We start from the raw sequence: 15,992 nt of genomic DNA on the forward strand, positions 1-15,992 counted from the left end.
ACGATGAACATTACATGGATAACAAGCCCATTGTTTACAAAATCTGTTGTTCAATTTATACATACAAAAGACTTTGAAATGAGTGGTTTTACTGGTAATTCGTTAAAAGAAGAAATAGGAACAAGTACGGAGCATGCATTCAAAGCAGGTGAAGCTCAAGTCCATAGTGTCACTCTAAATGGATTAGATTCTGGGCAATCTTATACTTATAGAGTGGGAGATGGTACAGAAAATGGTTGGAGTGAAGAGGGAAGTTTTACCGCGGATCCAATAAAAGCTAATGAACAATTCAGTTTTATAATTATGGGGGATACCCAATGTCCACCTAATCAAACGGAAAATGGTTTTGCCCTCTTTACTGAATTATTAACCCATGCAAAGAAAGAAAATGAAGACGCTGCAACTGTCATTCATGTTGGAGATATGGTTGACGATGGTAACTTATATAATCATTGGGCAGCTTTTTTCGAATCGATCAAAAGTAAATATCTTGCTCCTTCCACTCCGATTATTCCTGCAGTTGGTAACCATGAAAATACTGGTAATGGAGTTGAAACATTCAAGAAGCTTTTTAAAATGCCAATCAATGGTCCCAAAAATTTTATAGGAACGGTTTATTCGTTTGATTATGGTGATGCTCATTTTGCTGTATTGAATACCGAAACAACGAAGACTGGTCTGCTGGAACAAGCAGAATGGTTAAAGAGAGATATGTCAGAAACATCGAAACTATGGAAAATAGTTGTTTATCACCGCTCGCCATATAATGCCAATACAGAAGCTGGAAGCGAAATGGTAAAAGAAGTGTGGACAAAGGTTTTTGATGAATTGCAAATTGACTTAAGCTTATCGGGACACGATCATTCATATTTCCGGACATTCCCATTAAAAGGCGATGCTACCGATAAGGAAGGCACAACTTATATTATTGCCGGACTAACAGGACATAAATTTTATGGAGCAACTCATCAGTCTTATATGGATGTTTGTTTTAACGAAAAAATGCAAGTCTACTTAAATGTTTTCATAGTTGGTAACCGTCTAAAATTAATAGTAAAAACGCGGGATGGTAGAATTGTTGATGAGTATATTTTAGAAAAATAATATTCAAACACATCAAGTTATTGGTGTGTTATTTTTTTGCCCACTTTTTACCAAGGTTATATTGAAATATTTTTACAAAGAAGTAAAAATAATATTGAATTATTATTTCATATCTGATATCTTAATACTAAATTAAGAATTCAAAATACGAAAAACTAACTAATAAGTCTCCTAAAAAAGAGTGATCTAGATGTACTTATATATATTTTGTCGGTATCTGAGTCATTAGGGAGGAAATCTTATTAACTAGAATCATAGTGAAATCGTAATAAAAGATTAAAGCGGTTTCAGAAACGGTGGAATTTTGGACAAGCCTACATGAACAAGAATTTGATGAAAGTTATTAGCAATTCATTGATTATCTTGTAAGGACTTTTAAGGAGGTGAAGGGAAAACAATAAATTGGCAAGACCAAATTATATTTTAAAGATTAGGGGGATTCTCTTGAAAAAGTTACTAATTTTACTTGCGGCACTTCTGCTTGCAGTTTCTGGTTGCAGTAGCAAAGACTCCGGTGGAAATGCTGGAAATAAAAAAGGAAAAAAAGATGTCATCACTGTTTGGACTTATCCACACTATCAAGCAAATGAAGAAACAGGGCAAAAAAGCTATGAACAAGACCTTATTGATTTAATTAAAGAATTTGAAGCGGAAAATTCTGATATTAAAGTAGAACATGAAATTTTGTCTTGGGCAGAAGGTGGTAAGAAGTTTGATGTTGCATTGAACTCAGGAAATCCACCTGATATCTTCTTCTCTGTTATGGAACCAAAATTTATTGATACTGGGTTAGCTGTTCCTCTAGATGATTATGTATCAAATGATGATTTGAACGACTTGGAGCAATTTGCCAAAGATAATTTCACGATGGATGGGAAACTTTGGGCTATTTCTCAATGGATCTCTATACATACATGGGGTGGAAATAGAACCCTAATGGAAGAGGCAGGCGCGGATGTAGATAAAATTATGAAAGATGGATGGACTTGGCAGGAGTTTTACGATATTGCCAATAAAATTTCCAAAATGCAAAACAAAAAAGGTAAAAAGATTTACGGATTTGCAACTGCTGGGGATACAGAAACATTTGAACATTTAATGAGAAACAACGGTGTTCTTAGTGCCGTTTCAGAAGATGGCAAGTTCCAATGGGACGGAGACAAGGCAGTCGAAACATTAAATTTCATGAAAAGATTAATGGATGAAGGCGTTATGCCTAAAGAAACTGCTGGAATTGATGCACAAAAGGTAATTGATATGTTTGGTGACATCGAGGTTGGTATTTACGGACGTACAGGTCCTTACCAAGTTAGATTCAATGATAACCGTAATGCAGAAATTGATGCTGGTAAACTGGATGCTGAAAAGATCGACTTTGTATTATTACCGTTCCCGCATAATGAAGGGGAAAAGGAAATCGCCACAGGCGGTGGTGGCGGAATGTGGCTCTTCAAACAGAAGAACTATAAAGGTGATGAGCACACTGCAAACGCTGCGAAAGTTCTAAAACATATTACAGGAACAAAATCTAGTATTACAGCTGCCACAATGTTTATTCCACCTGCAAGAAAGTCAGGTCAGGAAATGTATGCGGATATGCTGCAATTAGAAACAGAAAATGGAGCATTTATTCAAAGAACATTAGATTATGTAGTTCCTGGAGTCAGGTTAAACCCAGAACTAGCTCAGAAATCTGCTCAGCTTAAAAATGATGGATTAACGCCAAAGTTCCAAGGGTTTATCGCTGGTGAATTATCTCCTGAAGAAACTGTAGAGCAATGGACTAAAGTAGCAAAAGATATTCTAAAATAATAATAGAATATGTAAGCAACAGGAAGAATTATCTGCATTTAAACTGCGGATAGTTCTTCTTTCTGGAAGTAAAAGAAGGTATAAATTTTTTAAAGTCAATATTTTAAACTAGCACTTTTGCTGTCCAATTACAGCGCCTAATCGACTAGCAAACTTGAGTGTATGTATGTTGATGAGAACGGCGCTTCCGCTGTTTGGAAAGTAAGTTTTAAAGGAGATGAAGTTATGGCCACTTCTGTTGAAAAGCAGAGCCATTGGGGGGAGAATGCAAAGCAATTCTTAAAAGATTATGGCTGGTGTTACGCATTTATTGCACTGCCTTTTCTATTATTCTTGGTTTTTACGGTTTACCCTCTTTTTTCAGCTTTTATAATGAGTTTTCAGGAATATGGAATCTTAAAATCTAAATTTATTGGCATTGATAACTATAAGTATCTATTAAGTAATGATATTTTTTGGAAGGCAATGAAGAATACAACCATCTATACATTAGGTACAGTTCCGGTCAATATTTTAATAACATTTTTTCTTTCCTTAATGATTTTTCCACTTAATCGAAGATCACAAACATTTTTCAAGGCCTCTTTTTATTTGCCAGCTGTCACATCCGGAATCACTATGTCATTAATTTGGTTGTGGATGTTTGATCCAACACAATCAGGTTTAATGAATATTGTTTTAGGATGGATGGGTTTTGATCAACAGTTATTCTTGGCAAGTTCAAAATCAGCCCTATTTTCACTCATGTTAATGACGTATATTGGTGGGCATGGTAGTGGAGTCATTTTATATTTAGCCGCAATGGGTGGGATTCCAAAATCGCTTTATGAGGCTGCGGATATTGATGCGGCAAGCTGGTGGTCAAAATTAAAAAATATTACTTGGCCACTACTGAAGCCAACGACATTATATATGTTAATTACAGGTGTAATTGGCTCGTTTCAAGTATTTGAAGCAACATATGTAATGACTCAAGGTGGTCCAAACTTTGCAACGACCACAATTGCCTTTTTGATTTACCAACATGCGTTTCAATATTATCAGTTTGGTCTAGCGGCAGCAGAAGCTTTCATATTGGGTTTTATTATTATAGTCATATCCATATTACAATTTAAATATATGGCTAGTGACGTAGAATACTAGGGGGGATTTTGATGGAACTTAAAACTGCAACAGATTCCCAATTCCAGGCCAAACTAGATGAACAAAAAGATCTCCAAAGAAAAATTATTAAAAGAATCGTTTTAATCATTGTGTACGTACTCTTGGCCTTATGGGCTATATTTACATTCGTTCCACTATTATGGATGTTATCCTCATCCTTTAAAGACTCGTCAGCAATTACATCTGTTCCACCTGAGCTGATCCCAAAAAATCCTACCCTAGATGCTTATAAAAGGATCTTTAAAGTTGGTGGATTAGGAAGATGGTTCTTGAATAGTACAATAATTGCAGCAGTCAGTACAGTAATTAATGTATTTTTTGCATCGTTAGCAGGTTATGCATTTTCAAAGCTTCGTTTCCCAGGAAGAAATGCAATCTTTTGGGTGTTACTAGCTTCGATTATGATTCCCGGACAAGTAACATTAATTCCATTGTATATTTTAGTTGTTGATACATTTCAAATGGAAAATACGTATGCAGGAATCATTGTTCCTGGAATGGTAAGTGTTGGAAGCATATTTCTAATGCGGCAGTTTATGACTTCTCTTCCGAGCTCTCTGATTGATGCGGGGAGAATTGATGCTTGTAGTGAATTCGGCATCTTTTGGAAGATAATATTGCCAATCTCAAAGCCTGGGCTTGCCGTACTTGGAATATTTACTTTCGTAGCCCATTGGAATAACTTTTTTTGGCCGTTTCTTGTGACAAACACGAATAGCATGAGGACCTTACAAGTCGGTTTAACAAGTTTTCGATTTGAAAATCTGCAGGATTATGGAGCGATGATGGCTGGAGCAGTTTGTAGTGCAGTTCCAATGATTATCGTCTTTCTAGCATTACAAAAATACTTCTTGCAGGGAATCACAATCGGAGCAGTAAAAGGGTAGGAGGAATATTCATGGCCGAAGTTAAGTTTTTAAATATTGTAAAACAATTTGAAGATGAAAATAAGGGTAAAGTTTTTGCCGTTAAAGATGCAAGCTTTACTGTAAAGGATAAAGAGTTTTTAGTATTCGTTGGTCCGTCTGGTTGCGGCAAAACAACTTCACTAAGAATGGTAGCCGGTCTGGAGAGACAAACAAGTGGGGATATTTATATTGGAGACCGCTTAGTTAATAAGGTTCATCCGAAAGATCGGGATATTGCCATGGTGTTTCAGGATTATGCCCTTTACCCTCACATGACGATCCGGGAAAACTTAGGATTTGGATTAAAAAACCTTAAAACTCCTAAAGCAGAGATAGAAGCAAAAATTAAGGAAGCAGCTTCGATATTAAGTATAGAAAACCTATTGGATCGTAAACCTCGTGAGTTAAGTGGGGGTCAAAGACAACGTATAGCTGTAGGAAGAGCAATTGTTCGTAATCCATCTGTGTTTCTATTTGATGAACCTCTTAGTAACCTAGATGCCAAGTTACGTGTCCAAATGCGTGTTGAGTTATCAGAACTACATAAACGACTCGAAGCAACTATTATATATGTTACTCATGATCAGGTTGAAGCAATGACTTTAGGACAGAGGATTGTAGTTATGAATGCTGGCGAGATTCAACAAATTGCAACTCCTGAAGAATTATACGAAAAACCAAATAATTTGTTTGTTGCTGGGTTTATTGGATCTCCTCCGATGAACTTTGTAAAAGCAAGATTAGAGGGAAACCAACTGCATACAGCAAGTTATACATTTACGCTTCCAGATGATAAGGTTAAAATGTACAAAAAGTATGATGGACAGGAAGTAATCTTTGGAATTCGTCCAGAAGACATTCTTTCCACTAAGCTTATGCCTTCCGTTCCAGATAAAAATGTCTACCAAGTAAATCTAAAAGTCGTCGAGCATTTAGGAGCTGAATTATTAATCTACTTCGATATCGGTGATGATCAATTAACAGGTAGGGTAAATGCGGATGCCAAGCTAAAACAACTTGAACCAACTGAGCTTTACTTTAATTTAAATAAAATGCAGCTATTTGATCCTAAGACACAAGAAAGAATTTATTAGAAATTAAAAAGGAACGGTGATTCAAATGCTTCCAATCAGCCAGCTTATAAAGAAAACAGGACATCAAATTTTTACAAATATATTAACGGTTTTGGGAGTTAGTGTAGGTTGGTCACTGTTCCTTGTTCCAGTAATTTTTATTCTGCCCCTTCATGTAGCACTCGTCTTTTTCGCGGTTACATTTATTCCGGTGACAGTATCTGTCTACGCCGTTATGAATCATTTATTAATAAAAAACAAGGCATCCATCGCCTTGTTCATCCGATCATTCTTCTACTATTTTAAGAGATCCTTTTTGTTGGGAATACTATTCAATCTCGCAATTCTAATAGCGATATCGGAATGGTGGTATTACATTAATATTAATAATAGCTATTTAATCTTTTTATTTGCCACATTCCAAACGTATTTGATTTTCACCTTTTTAACGACGCAAGTTTATGCGATACCTTTCATGGTTATTGAAGATTTGCCGCTATTTAAGGCAATGAATAAATCCATCCGACATTTTATGAAGAATAAGGGATATACGGTTGGTTTGTTTATTCAAATTATTTCCGTCACAGCATTGCTTAGTTTGACAGTCATAGGATTTTTCCTTCTATATATTGGCATGGTGGCTATATTTGTTATTAATGCTACAAACAATTTACTGTTGGAAAAGCCTAACAACGAAATAGTGGAAAGTAATAATAATGAACTTGTAAGAGGATAGTAGATTATGAGTTTACTGATGATAACTAAAGGGTCATTATTAGAAAACCTGTATGAATGAATAGAAATAATTCATTTATATAGGTTTTTCTTTTTAATGAAATCATATGAACAAAGGAGGTATTCTTCGATGGCTAGCAGAATTGTAGTTAATAACTAAATATGTATTGTGAGGTGAATTTGCCTTAATAATAATGGTTTTCGGTTTCTAGAATTTTTACATATAGATGAAGATGATATATATAATTACCAGCCAGTTGCTGGTTCTTTTGCCGTTATTAAATGTGATGGGAAATATCTTCTTTGTTATAACACTTGGCGAAAACAATGGGAATTACCTGCTGGAAAAAGAGAGGCGAATGAGTCTCCAAAGAATGTGCAATAAGAGAATTATATGAAGAAACAGTACAACTAGTTAGTGATATGGAGTTTGGGGGCTTAATGAAAGTTCTAAATATAAATATGGTCATATAAAATATAACCCTGTCTACTTCGCTAAAATAGATAAACTTCAACCGTTTAGAATAAAATGAGGAAACAACCGCTATAAAGCTATGGGATCAAAAGGAATATATAGGTTCTATTGATGCGGTTGATGTCCACATATTTGATTATGTAAGTGAATAATTTACGATTAGATTTTATCTTTGAGTTTTTACAGAAGCAATTTTAAATGATATTTCAATGATCTTATGGAGGTATCCAGAATGGAAGATTGCTTGATTTGTAATCGAATAAATATGATTAAAGAAGGGACAAATAAATACTTTGTTGCAGAACTTGAAACAGGTTATGTAGTGATTGGCGATCACCAATACTTTGAAGGATACACGTTGTTTCTATGTAAGGAACATAAACACGAATTACATGAATTAAATAGTGATTATAAGCAGAAATTTCTTATTGAAATGAGCACAGTATCAGAAGCAGTGTTTAGGGCTTTTAAACCAGATAAATTAAATTACGAACTTCTTGGTAACGGTGATTCCCATATGCATTGGCACATTTTCCCTAGAAGATTAAACGAACCGAATCCTACATATCCTGTTTGGTGGACTTCTAGGGAAACTATGTATTCCGAAAATTCCAGACCGAGCATCAACGAACTGGAAGAATTAAAAAAGAAGTTATTAGTTGAATTGGAGAAAATTATTTAATCCTGTTAGTAGTTAGCTATATATTAAGATAGTATTCTTTTTTTAACATCTGTAAACGCTTCCTAATAGCAATACTTTTTGATGATTCAAGGAAAGGTTTACCATTAACTAATGGACTTTTTTTATACAATTTTCGAACCTTTAGTTTTAAGGCAGCATTGTTAGAGAAAGTTTCTTCAATAGTTATGTTGTGAGGTTTAAATAAAAGAAGCTCAATTAATCTTTTTACTCTTTTTGATGATGATTTAAGTAGCATAGTTATTACCTCATGGTCAGTCAATAAAACAAAATCAGAAAGTCGTGTTTCAGCTTCTCTTGAATGAAGGCGGATTGCTTCTGAAAGTATCTTATCTACTGCCAATAAATGTGGAGATAGGAACAGTTCATGATCGGTTGCTATTAATTCTAGAAGATACATAGCCGTTTCTTCATCAGTTACAATCCCTTTTTCAGAGCACGATAACTTTTTTAATATATCACGAGGCTTGAGGCTTGCAAGACCTGCCATATACGTGTCTCGAAAGAAACTATCTAAATGATCAAGCCCAAGTACATTATCATATCCAGTTAAAGGTGAGGAGTCGTTCAAATAGGCAATAATCTCTTCCGGATTATATCCGTATTTAGATAAGATATCTTTGATTTCAAAACTGCTAATATACTTTTCAGTAAAATGGTGATGGTTAAATCCAAGATTTTCTTCTACTGCATGCGAAAAAGGTAGATGCCCGATATCATGTAATATTGCAGAAATTCTTAGTTTGTTATTTTCAGGGAAAAAATAGCAGGCTAACTTCCATACTCCTAATGTATGCTCAAGTCTTGAATGTACAACAGGAGTTACGAGAGAACCAGCTCCGAAATGAGCTAGAAATTTTAGTCTGCGCACATAACTTGTTTGGAATAATTCATATTCAATTTCAGTCATTTGCATTTGAGGATATAAAGGTTCATTTAAATAGAAACATCTCATTATGCTCAACTCCATATTCTATTAAGTAATCTTAACATAGATATCGATATTGATTGCAAAAGGTTAATAAGGAGGTAGTCATGAACAGAATTGAATACATAAGACAAGAAGAAAAAGAATATCACGACTATTGTTATCATAATTATAAGTTGTTTGTGGAAGGATCTTGGTTGCATAAACCAGTGGAGACTGTAATGGAGGTTATTCCTCTTTTGAAAGGAAAAGGCAATATAAACATCCTCGATTTAGGATCGGGAGTTGGAAGAAATAGTATCCCTATGGCCTAGTTACTAAAAGACCGAGATTGCACAGTAGTCTGTGTTGATTTACTTGAGTCCGCTTTACAAAAACTAAAACAATATAGTGAAGAACATGGTGTTCAGGAAATTATTCGAAGTGTACAGACAGATATAGGAAACTTTTCAATAACTCCAAATACCTATGATTATATCGTTGCCGTTTCTAGTCTAGAACATGTTGAATCCGAAGCTGTTTTTGGCCAAGTAATCTATCAAATGGCAGAAGGAACAAAGGACCAAGGAATAAACTGTATTATTGTAAACTCAGAGGTGGAAGAAATAGATTTAGAAACGAATGATTATTTAACACCGCTAATGGAAATAAACATATCAACTGAAGAGATGATAAATAAATTGAACGATGCCTATAAAAGGTGGGAAGTATTGAAGGTGCTAGTGAAACCATTGGAATATACAATAAAGCGCAAGCAACGTCCTATCTTACTAAGAACAAATGCTATTACATACGTAGTGAAGAAAGTTAAATGAACACTGATTTTAGGGGGGACAAGATTGTTAGAGCGGAAATATGGTGACCGTTCAGAATGGAAGCGAGTGCTTAAAAGGGAATATATCCAATCATTTTTCGATACAGAAGAGTTTAAAGGGTATGTTACCTTATTAAATATTCATAATGTCAGAGAGCCATTATTTGTTAAGTATGGTGCAAATAGTGTATGTATAGTGGATGATGGGTACATTTGGCTTCAGCACTTTCCTACGGAGGGACACCATTCTTTAACTACAATGTTTGATGCTCAAGGGAATATCGTTCAATGGTATGTTGATATTTGTTTACAATGTGGGATTGATAATAATGTGCCTTGGGTGGATGATCTGTTTTTAGACATTGTAATATTACCAACTGGGGAAATCTTTATAAAAGATGAAGATGAACTGGATGAAGCATTATCGAGGGGAAGTATTGATGAAAAACAATACAAAATTGCTTGGAAAGAAGCAAATAAATTATGTAAGTTGATTGCTAATGATGGCTTTGATTTGATGAAGTTATCCAGAGCTCATAAAGAGATGTTACTTAAAAAACTGAACAAATAAGTTATTCAAGATTCTTCAATTTATTATGAAAAATCACAGCCTTATTAAGAAGCTTATTTATTAGATATTGCAATTAGACGAGTAAGGCAGCCCCAATTTAACATACTGTTTTCCATCCCCAAGGAGGGTGCAGTATGACCATAATAGGCTTTCTCGTTCGGTAAATCTGTAACTATTCTTAAAAATCCTGAATATACATAAGACTGTACTCTTTTTTAGTTATACAAAGCATTCAAGAAATTATTCACTCAAGGTTGTTAGAGATCACTACGAATAACTATTTGTCCCAATTTATTTGAGGCATACCAACGTTCTTTGTACTGTGTTTTGCTTAAAAGAGAAAATAACCCAAACAAAATAAATGAAGATTACTAGAAAGGATGTAACTGAATTGTGACTGTTCCAATAATACCAGCGATGATTTCTTTTATAGTTGTCGCGGCATTATCTCCGCTTTTAATTGCTGTGTTAAAGAAATTAGGACTTATTCAACCTATAAGAAAGGAGCTTCCTTCTGACCATCAGTTAAAAAAAGGGACTCCGCTAATGTTTGGAATGATTCTTTTTGTCGGTGTAATCGTAGCCACTCTTTATTCCCCAACTCCATTAATGTTTTTCTTAGCCATTACATATATCTTGTTCAGTTCTGTTGGGTTCTTAGATGATTTTTGGAAAGCTTCCCGGCAAGACCCAGGAGGAGTATCGGGTAAGACGAAACTCATTTTTCAGTTTTCTTTTACGGGTATTTTATTATTTTACGTCGTTAATAAACTAGGTATAGATACAAATATTCAAATTTATAAAAATGTTTCCTTTGATCTCCCAATCATGTTTTATGTTATTGTGATTACTTTATTTGTTGTAGGTTCTGCAAATGCTATTAATTTTACCGACGGATTGGATGGCCTTTTAGGTGTCGTTGCAATTCCTACTTACTTTTTCTTTTTTATCATTTCAGAAAGTACAGAAGTACAACTTTTTAGTTTAATTATGGTTGGGTGTTTGCTTGGTTTTCTTATTTATAATATTTACCCTGCCAAAGCTTTTATGGGTGATACAGGTTCGTTGGCTATAGGTGGATCATTGTCGTTTCTTGCTGTCCTTGAGAAAGTAGAAATCTTAATTCCAATCTTATTTTTCATTTATTTTGCAGAGCAATTGTCAGTTATATTGCAAGTTTCATCGTTCAAACTGACCCGCAAACGAATTTTCAGAATGACACCAATCCATTATCATTTTTCTTTAAAATATGGCTGGTCAGAAACAACGATTGTAGCCGTTTTTGGATTTGTATCTTGGATTGGAACTTTTATGTGTTTAGCCTATTGGAGATTTCTTCTACATCTATGAAAGGTACAATCGTCATCCCAACGCATATTAGCGGCAACCAAGCAACGAATAAAATGAGAAAAAGAAACACGGGCTTGAAATCAGCAACCACATAAATTGAAGTACTTATCAATATTCCGATTATTAAATAAAGAGCGAAGATCATTTCTCATCAACTCCTTTTTAATATTATAAAAAAGGAGTTGTATTTTGATTGGGCTCTTTATCAATTCGGTTACGAATGATGATGTTTATGCTTCTTCAACATAATATTAAGTTGAAATGAAGGGATTGGTAACTTCTTATAGAATAACTATCTAATACTTGGAGATGTATAAAATTGTTTGGAAAAACTGTTCTTTAATCCACTCCAATTAGAAAATTAAAGATCAGGGAGTGATCAATTTGAGTAAAGCAGAACAACATACGAAGCTGGATTTAGAGAGAATTGTTTTTATCAGAAGGACATTTGATGAATATTTGAATATGTTTTCTCTTTTAGAAGAATCTCTCAGAGGAAAAAGAATACTAGATTGTCCAGCAGGTGCTTGTTCTTTTACAGCTGTTGGCAATAAATTAGGACTGGATATTACAGCGTGTGATATTGCTTATTACTATTCTGGTGAGGATTTGAAAAACAAAGGTCTTCAGGACATTGAACATGCGATGAAGCAAATGCAAAAAGCTAAAAAAAATTATATTTGGGACTATTTTAATGACATTGAAGGTCTTAGAAATCATCGCTTGAGTGCATTATATGATTGTACTAACGATATGGCAGAATCGAGTGAACAATATGTGCCCGTTACCTTGCCTTTAATGCCGTTTGAAGATGACGAGTTTGATATCCTTCTTTCTGCGCATTTTTTGTTCATGTATGCCGATCGATTAGATATTGAATTTCATATAGCGACCATTGAAGAGATGTTGAGAGTTACAAAGGAAGAAATCCGTATCTTTCCTTTAGTGGACTTGGAAGGAAAACGATATGAACATTTAGATAGAATAATAGGACATCTCATTGATAATGGATGTTTAGTGGAAGAGATTAAAGTACCATATGAGTTTCAAGCGAATGCTAATTCGATGTTGAAAATAGTAAAAGGATAATTAAAATTAGTGGCGAAGACTTACATTAATAAATATGTCTTTTTGTCAGAGCTGGATCTGAGTAAATATAATTTCGGGGGTTATTAGGATGTTAATGCCGACGCATATTGTGGCAGTAGGTGGAATTGTAGAAAATCAAGAAGGAAATATACTTTTAGTTAAGACACGTGATGGGGGATGGGTATATCCAGGGGGACAGGTTGAAGTAGGAGAAAACCTACTCGATGCATTAAGTCGAGAAATTAAAGAAGAAAGTGGAATAGATACAGTTGTTTCTTATTTGATTGGAGTCCATTCCAATACAAGAATACATAAATGGTATGATGGTGTAACTGATGTTCCGACTAAAGTAATGTTCGATTATGTGTGCAAGCCAGTAGGCGGCGAATTAAGTATTTCGGAAGAAACAACAGATAGCCGCTGGGTTGCAAAGGATAAAGTGCTGGATTTGATTACTGCGCCAGCAATCCGTATGCGTTATCAAGCCTATTTGGAATTTGATGGAACGATCAATTATACAGAATATGTGACAAAACCTAAGTTTGAACTTAAGGTGAAAAGAACTTTGTAAAAGATAATTTGGTCCAGATGATATAGCATGCAGGATAGAACCAATAATACCGGCAAGTGAGTCGGCGTTTAAGTGTTAAAAAGACAATCCTTAAAGTAACTGCGGAATGAAAGAAGAGCAACGAAAATAGGCTGGGACATAACTTCGACAAAGATAAAGCCGAACAATAGGTTGATTAGTGTATATACGCGCTCTGGAAATATACTTCGCTTTCCGTGGGCGGCTGGTTAGCCTCCTCGCTCGTTCCGAGCTGCGCGGGGGACTCACCTAAGCCTTCCTCCCAAAGGAGTCTTCGTATATTTCCTCCGCTAAGTTAGATCATTGTTCGTCTTTAGTTTTGATTGTTTTAGTTATGTACTAGCCTCATGAACATTTAATATATTAATTGCCAGGAGGAACAGTTGAAGAACACTGCTCCTTCTATTACTCTTTTATTCCAATAACACGAATCCTTTTATAATCTGCTGTCCAATTCCGGCCATGATATAGAATTTCTCTTAAATTATTCTCAACATTTTTGATGATCTGGTCTTTTTTATCATCCGGAATTCCCTCCAACAGAGCATTTCCGAACATCTCTATCCAATTTTGTAATCCATTTTCTCCTTCCAGTTCTGTTGGTCTGTCAAAGTGTTGGGCAAGGGTGACTCTAAATCCCGTTTCCTCCATTAAAGATGAATACTCCCCAATACTAGGAAAGTACCAAGGGAATTTCCTGATATTATTTTCGAAACTAAATAGTTTCAATTGGTTTTTAATTTCATCCGTAATAATTTGAACGTTTCCTTTCCCGCCAAACTCAGCGACAAATCTTCCGCCCTGTTTTAAGCTCTGATAAATACAATGAAGTGCCTGCTGAGGCGGTTTTACCCAGTGAAGTGTGGCATTTGAGAATACCGCGTCAAATTCGTTTCTGTATTTTAAGTCTGTTGCATCACAAACAATAAAATGAATATTTGGATACTTAATTCTTGCTTGCCTAACCATATTATCAGACTTATCAACACCTATCACATCTACTCCATAGTCTAATAATTTCTTTGCCAAATCCCCTGTTCCACAACCGAGATCAAGAATTTTTTCTTCTTTTTCTGGGGCCAACCATTCAACAAGGTCATTACCAAACGTTGAAACAAATGAATGTTTGTTATCGTACAATTTCGCATTCCAAAAGTCTTTCGTATTTTTAACATTCTCCATCCATAACGCTCCTCCAAATAAGCTGTATTTTTATGTTAATTCCATTATACTTAATCAAAAGGATTGCGAATATTAACAAAAATTAAAAGTTTTAATAACTAACCGTTATCAATTGGAGAGAATGTATGTGGATATCAAATGGCTAAAGACATTTATTATTGCTGCAAAGTATGAAAATTTTCGCAAAACCTCGGAAGAACTATTTTTAACTCAGCCCGCAGTTACAAAGCATATAAAAAGACTTGAAGAAAATCTAAACTGCCTGTTATTTGAAAGAAGCGGAAAACATATTACACTAACAGCTGCTGGTCATCGTTTTCTTCCTTATGCAAGGGAAATTATTGCTACATTTGAAAAAGGGTTGGAAGACTTTGAATCTTGGAAACAAGGATATAAACGTAAATTAACCATTGCAGCAGCTCCGCAAATTGCTTCTTCTATCTTGCCTTCCTTATTGAGAAGCTTTACTGAGGAAAATCCTGATATTGAAGTATTGATCAACGTCCTTACATCATATGAAATCGGGGATGAAGTCAGTGGGGGAAGAGCTGACTTAGGATTAACACGAGTAAAGCCTATTCAAACGAATATAGATTGTCAGATCATTCATGAGGAGCCAGTTCTACTCGTCGGTCCATTAATTTCCGAAGATAGCGAATATGGTGAGATTGCAGCTTTTCGAAAATACAGGTTAATCACCCATAATCATCCCGATTATTGGGATGATTTATTAAACAATATTAAGAGATATTATCCAATTGTTCGAACAATGAAAGTGAATCAAATAGAAATTACAAAACAATTTATCGAGCAAGGACTAGGAATATCATATTTACCGGCTACGATGGTAAAGAACGAAGTAAAAATGAAAAAGCTATTAGAAATAAAGCCAGATAAAATAGTATCTCCTACCTCCTCAACATATGTTTTAACAAAAGTAGTAACAAACGAATCAAAGGAATTCATTGAGTTCTTAAAAGAGTCGATTTTAAGATATTAATTATATAAGTAGGAGGAATCTTGATGAATATTAGAAACTCAATAAAAGCAATCATCATTAATGGGGAAAATATTTTATTAACAAAAAATAGGGACCATGAAGGGGATTTCTATCTTTGTCCTGGTGGCGGACAGGAACATAGCGAAACATTTCATAAAACATTAGTACGGGAATGCATAGAAGAGATTGGGCGAGAGGTTAGCATAGCAGAACTATTGTTTATACGTGAATATATAGGTAGAAATCATGAACATTCGGCTCTCGATTTTAACGTGCATCAAGTTGAATATTATTTTTCATGTCAGCTTGATGAAGCCGAAGAAATGAGCTTTAACCCTTCTAATCCCGATCAAAATCAAATAGGAATCGAGTGGGTGCCAATTAATGATTTACTGCATTATCGGCTGTATCCAAAACAATTAAGAAAATATATTATAAAACAATTAAATGGAGAAAAAACTCCGATCTATTTGGGTGATGTTAACTAATATAGAGAAA

The 15,992-nt window shown here is 34.7% G+C and carries 15 protein-coding genes and 1 pseudogene; 14 read left to right on the forward strand and 2 right to left on the reverse strand.

What is annotated here, in order from left to right:
* Positions 1–3: 3 nt before the first annotated feature.
* The 7 genes from MT489_RS10040 to MT489_RS10070 all read left to right on the forward strand — a co-directional run bounded on the left by MT489_RS10040 (position 4) and on the right by MT489_RS10070 (position 7,953).
* A complete protein-coding gene (locus MT489_RS10040) occupies positions 4–1,104 on the forward strand; it encodes a purple acid phosphatase family protein (protein WP_244681414.1) in 1,101 nt (366 codons plus the stop codon).
* A gap of 444 nt (positions 1,105–1,548) precedes the next feature.
* Positions 1,549–2,916 carry an ABC transporter substrate-binding protein gene (locus tag MT489_RS10045; RefSeq protein WP_244681415.1) on the forward strand — a complete coding sequence of 456 codons (1,368 nt, stop codon included), beginning with the start codon at positions 1,549–1,551 and terminating at the stop codon, positions 2,914–2,916.
* A 225-nt stretch (positions 2,917–3,141) separates the two neighbouring features.
* Positions 3,142–4,059 (forward strand): carbohydrate ABC transporter permease, encoded by a 918-nt coding sequence (locus MT489_RS10050; protein WP_244681416.1) that lies wholly within the window; start codon positions 3,142–3,144, stop codon positions 4,057–4,059.
* An 11-nt stretch (positions 4,060–4,070) separates the two neighbouring features.
* Entirely contained in the window at positions 4,071–4,967 is an 897-nt protein-coding gene (locus MT489_RS10055; protein WP_244681417.1) for a carbohydrate ABC transporter permease, read from the forward strand.
* An 11-nt stretch (positions 4,968–4,978) separates the two neighbouring features.
* Complete coding sequence (locus tag MT489_RS10060; protein WP_244681418.1) at positions 4,979–6,082, forward strand: ABC transporter ATP-binding protein; 1,104 nt, start codon at positions 4,979–4,981, stop codon at positions 6,080–6,082.
* 25 nt (positions 6,083–6,107) lie between these two features.
* A complete protein-coding gene (locus tag MT489_RS10065; RefSeq protein ID WP_244681419.1) occupies positions 6,108–6,797 on the forward strand; it encodes a hypothetical protein in 690 nt (229 codons plus the stop codon).
* Between the two features lie 706 nt (positions 6,798–7,503).
* Positions 7,504–7,953, forward strand: a complete 450-nt coding sequence (locus MT489_RS10070; RefSeq protein ID WP_244681420.1) for an HIT family protein — start codon at positions 7,504–7,506, stop codon at positions 7,951–7,953.
* Between the two features lie 16 nt (positions 7,954–7,969).
* Here MT489_RS10070 and MT489_RS10075 read toward each other — a convergent pair whose 3' ends face one another.
* Positions 7,970–8,926 carry an HD domain-containing protein gene (locus MT489_RS10075; protein ID WP_244681421.1) on the reverse strand — a complete coding sequence of 319 codons (957 nt, stop codon included), beginning with the start codon at positions 8,924–8,926 and terminating at the stop codon, positions 7,970–7,972.
* Between the two features lie 80 nt (positions 8,927–9,006).
* On the opposite strand from MT489_RS10075, the pseudogene MT489_RS10080 reads away from it, so the two are divergent.
* From MT489_RS10080 to MT489_RS10100, 5 genes and pseudogenes are all read left to right on the forward strand, one after another.
* A pseudogene (locus tag MT489_RS10080) lies at positions 9,007–9,714 on the forward strand (class I SAM-dependent methyltransferase).
* A 24-nt stretch (positions 9,715–9,738) separates the two neighbouring features.
* Positions 9,739–10,284, forward strand: coding sequence for a ribonuclease FAU-1 family protein (locus tag MT489_RS10085; RefSeq protein WP_244681422.1), 546 nt, complete (start codon positions 9,739–9,741; stop codon positions 10,282–10,284).
* Between the two features lie 417 nt (positions 10,285–10,701).
* Positions 10,702–11,634 carry a phospho-N-acetylmuramoyl-pentapeptide-transferase gene (gene mraY, locus MT489_RS10090; protein ID WP_244681466.1) on the forward strand — a complete coding sequence of 311 codons (933 nt, stop codon included), beginning with the start codon at positions 10,702–10,704 and terminating at the stop codon, positions 11,632–11,634.
* Positions 11,635–12,018: 384 nt separating this feature from the next.
* A complete protein-coding gene (locus tag MT489_RS10095) occupies positions 12,019–12,723 on the forward strand; it encodes a class I SAM-dependent methyltransferase (RefSeq protein ID WP_244681423.1) in 705 nt (234 codons plus the stop codon).
* A gap of 88 nt (positions 12,724–12,811) precedes the next feature.
* Positions 12,812–13,294, forward strand: coding sequence for an NUDIX hydrolase (locus MT489_RS10100; protein ID WP_244681424.1), 483 nt, complete (start codon positions 12,812–12,814; stop codon positions 13,292–13,294).
* Between the two features lie 423 nt (positions 13,295–13,717).
* Here MT489_RS10100 and MT489_RS10105 read toward each other — a convergent pair whose 3' ends face one another.
* Entirely contained in the window at positions 13,718–14,494 is a 777-nt protein-coding gene (locus MT489_RS10105) for a class I SAM-dependent methyltransferase (protein WP_244681425.1), read from the reverse strand.
* A 121-nt stretch (positions 14,495–14,615) separates the two neighbouring features.
* On the opposite strand from MT489_RS10105, the gene MT489_RS10110 reads away from it, so the two are divergent.
* Both MT489_RS10110 and MT489_RS10115 read left to right on the forward strand, forming a co-directional pair.
* Entirely contained in the window at positions 14,616–15,494 is an 879-nt protein-coding gene (locus MT489_RS10110; protein WP_244681426.1) for a LysR family transcriptional regulator, read from the forward strand.
* Positions 15,495–15,517: 23 nt separating this feature from the next.
* Entirely contained in the window at positions 15,518–15,982 is a 465-nt protein-coding gene (locus tag MT489_RS10115) for an NUDIX domain-containing protein (protein ID WP_244681427.1), read from the forward strand.
* The last annotated feature ends 10 nt before the right edge of the window (positions 15,983–15,992 follow it).

Origin of the sequence: Lederbergia wuyishanensis (assembly GCF_022900255.1) — a bacterium.
Lineage (GTDB): Bacteria > Bacillota > Bacilli > Bacillales > Bacillaceae_C > Lederbergia > Lederbergia wuyishanensis.

What these genes read in the sequence shown, in the direction of transcription:
- MT489_RS10070 (WP_244681420.1), top strand. Translation starts at nt 7,504, where the DNA reads ATGGAAGATTGCTTGATTTGTAATCGAATAAATATGATTAAAGAAGGG.
- MT489_RS10065 (WP_244681419.1), top strand. Translation starts at nt 6,108, where the DNA reads ATGCTTCCAATCAGCCAGCTTATAAAGAAAACAGGACATCAAATTTTT.
- MT489_RS10075 (WP_244681421.1), bottom strand. Translation starts at nt 8,926, where the DNA reads ATGAGATGTTTCTATTTAAATGAACCTTTATATCCTCAAATGCAAATG.
- MT489_RS10055 (WP_244681417.1), top strand. Translation starts at nt 4,071, where the DNA reads ATGGAACTTAAAACTGCAACAGATTCCCAATTCCAGGCCAAACTAGAT.
- MT489_RS10105 (WP_244681425.1), bottom strand. Translation starts at nt 14,494, where the DNA reads ATGGAGAATGTTAAAAATACGAAAGACTTTTGGAATGCGAAATTGTAC.
- MT489_RS10040 (WP_244681414.1), top strand. Translation starts at nt 4, where the DNA reads ATGAACATTACATGGATAACAAGCCCATTGTTTACAAAATCTGTTGTT.
- MT489_RS10115 (WP_244681427.1), top strand. Translation starts at nt 15,518, where the DNA reads ATGAATATTAGAAACTCAATAAAAGCAATCATCATTAATGGGGAAAAT.
- MT489_RS10050 (WP_244681416.1), top strand. Translation starts at nt 3,142, where the DNA reads ATGGCCACTTCTGTTGAAAAGCAGAGCCATTGGGGGGAGAATGCAAAG.
- MT489_RS10110 (WP_244681426.1), top strand. Translation starts at nt 14,616, where the DNA reads ATGTATGTGGATATCAAATGGCTAAAGACATTTATTATTGCTGCAAAG.
- mraY (WP_244681466.1), top strand. Translation starts at nt 10,702, where the DNA reads ATGATTTCTTTTATAGTTGTCGCGGCATTATCTCCGCTTTTAATTGCT.
- MT489_RS10100 (WP_244681424.1), top strand. Translation starts at nt 12,812, where the DNA reads ATGTTAATGCCGACGCATATTGTGGCAGTAGGTGGAATTGTAGAAAAT.
- MT489_RS10060 (WP_244681418.1), top strand. Translation starts at nt 4,979, where the DNA reads ATGGCCGAAGTTAAGTTTTTAAATATTGTAAAACAATTTGAAGATGAA.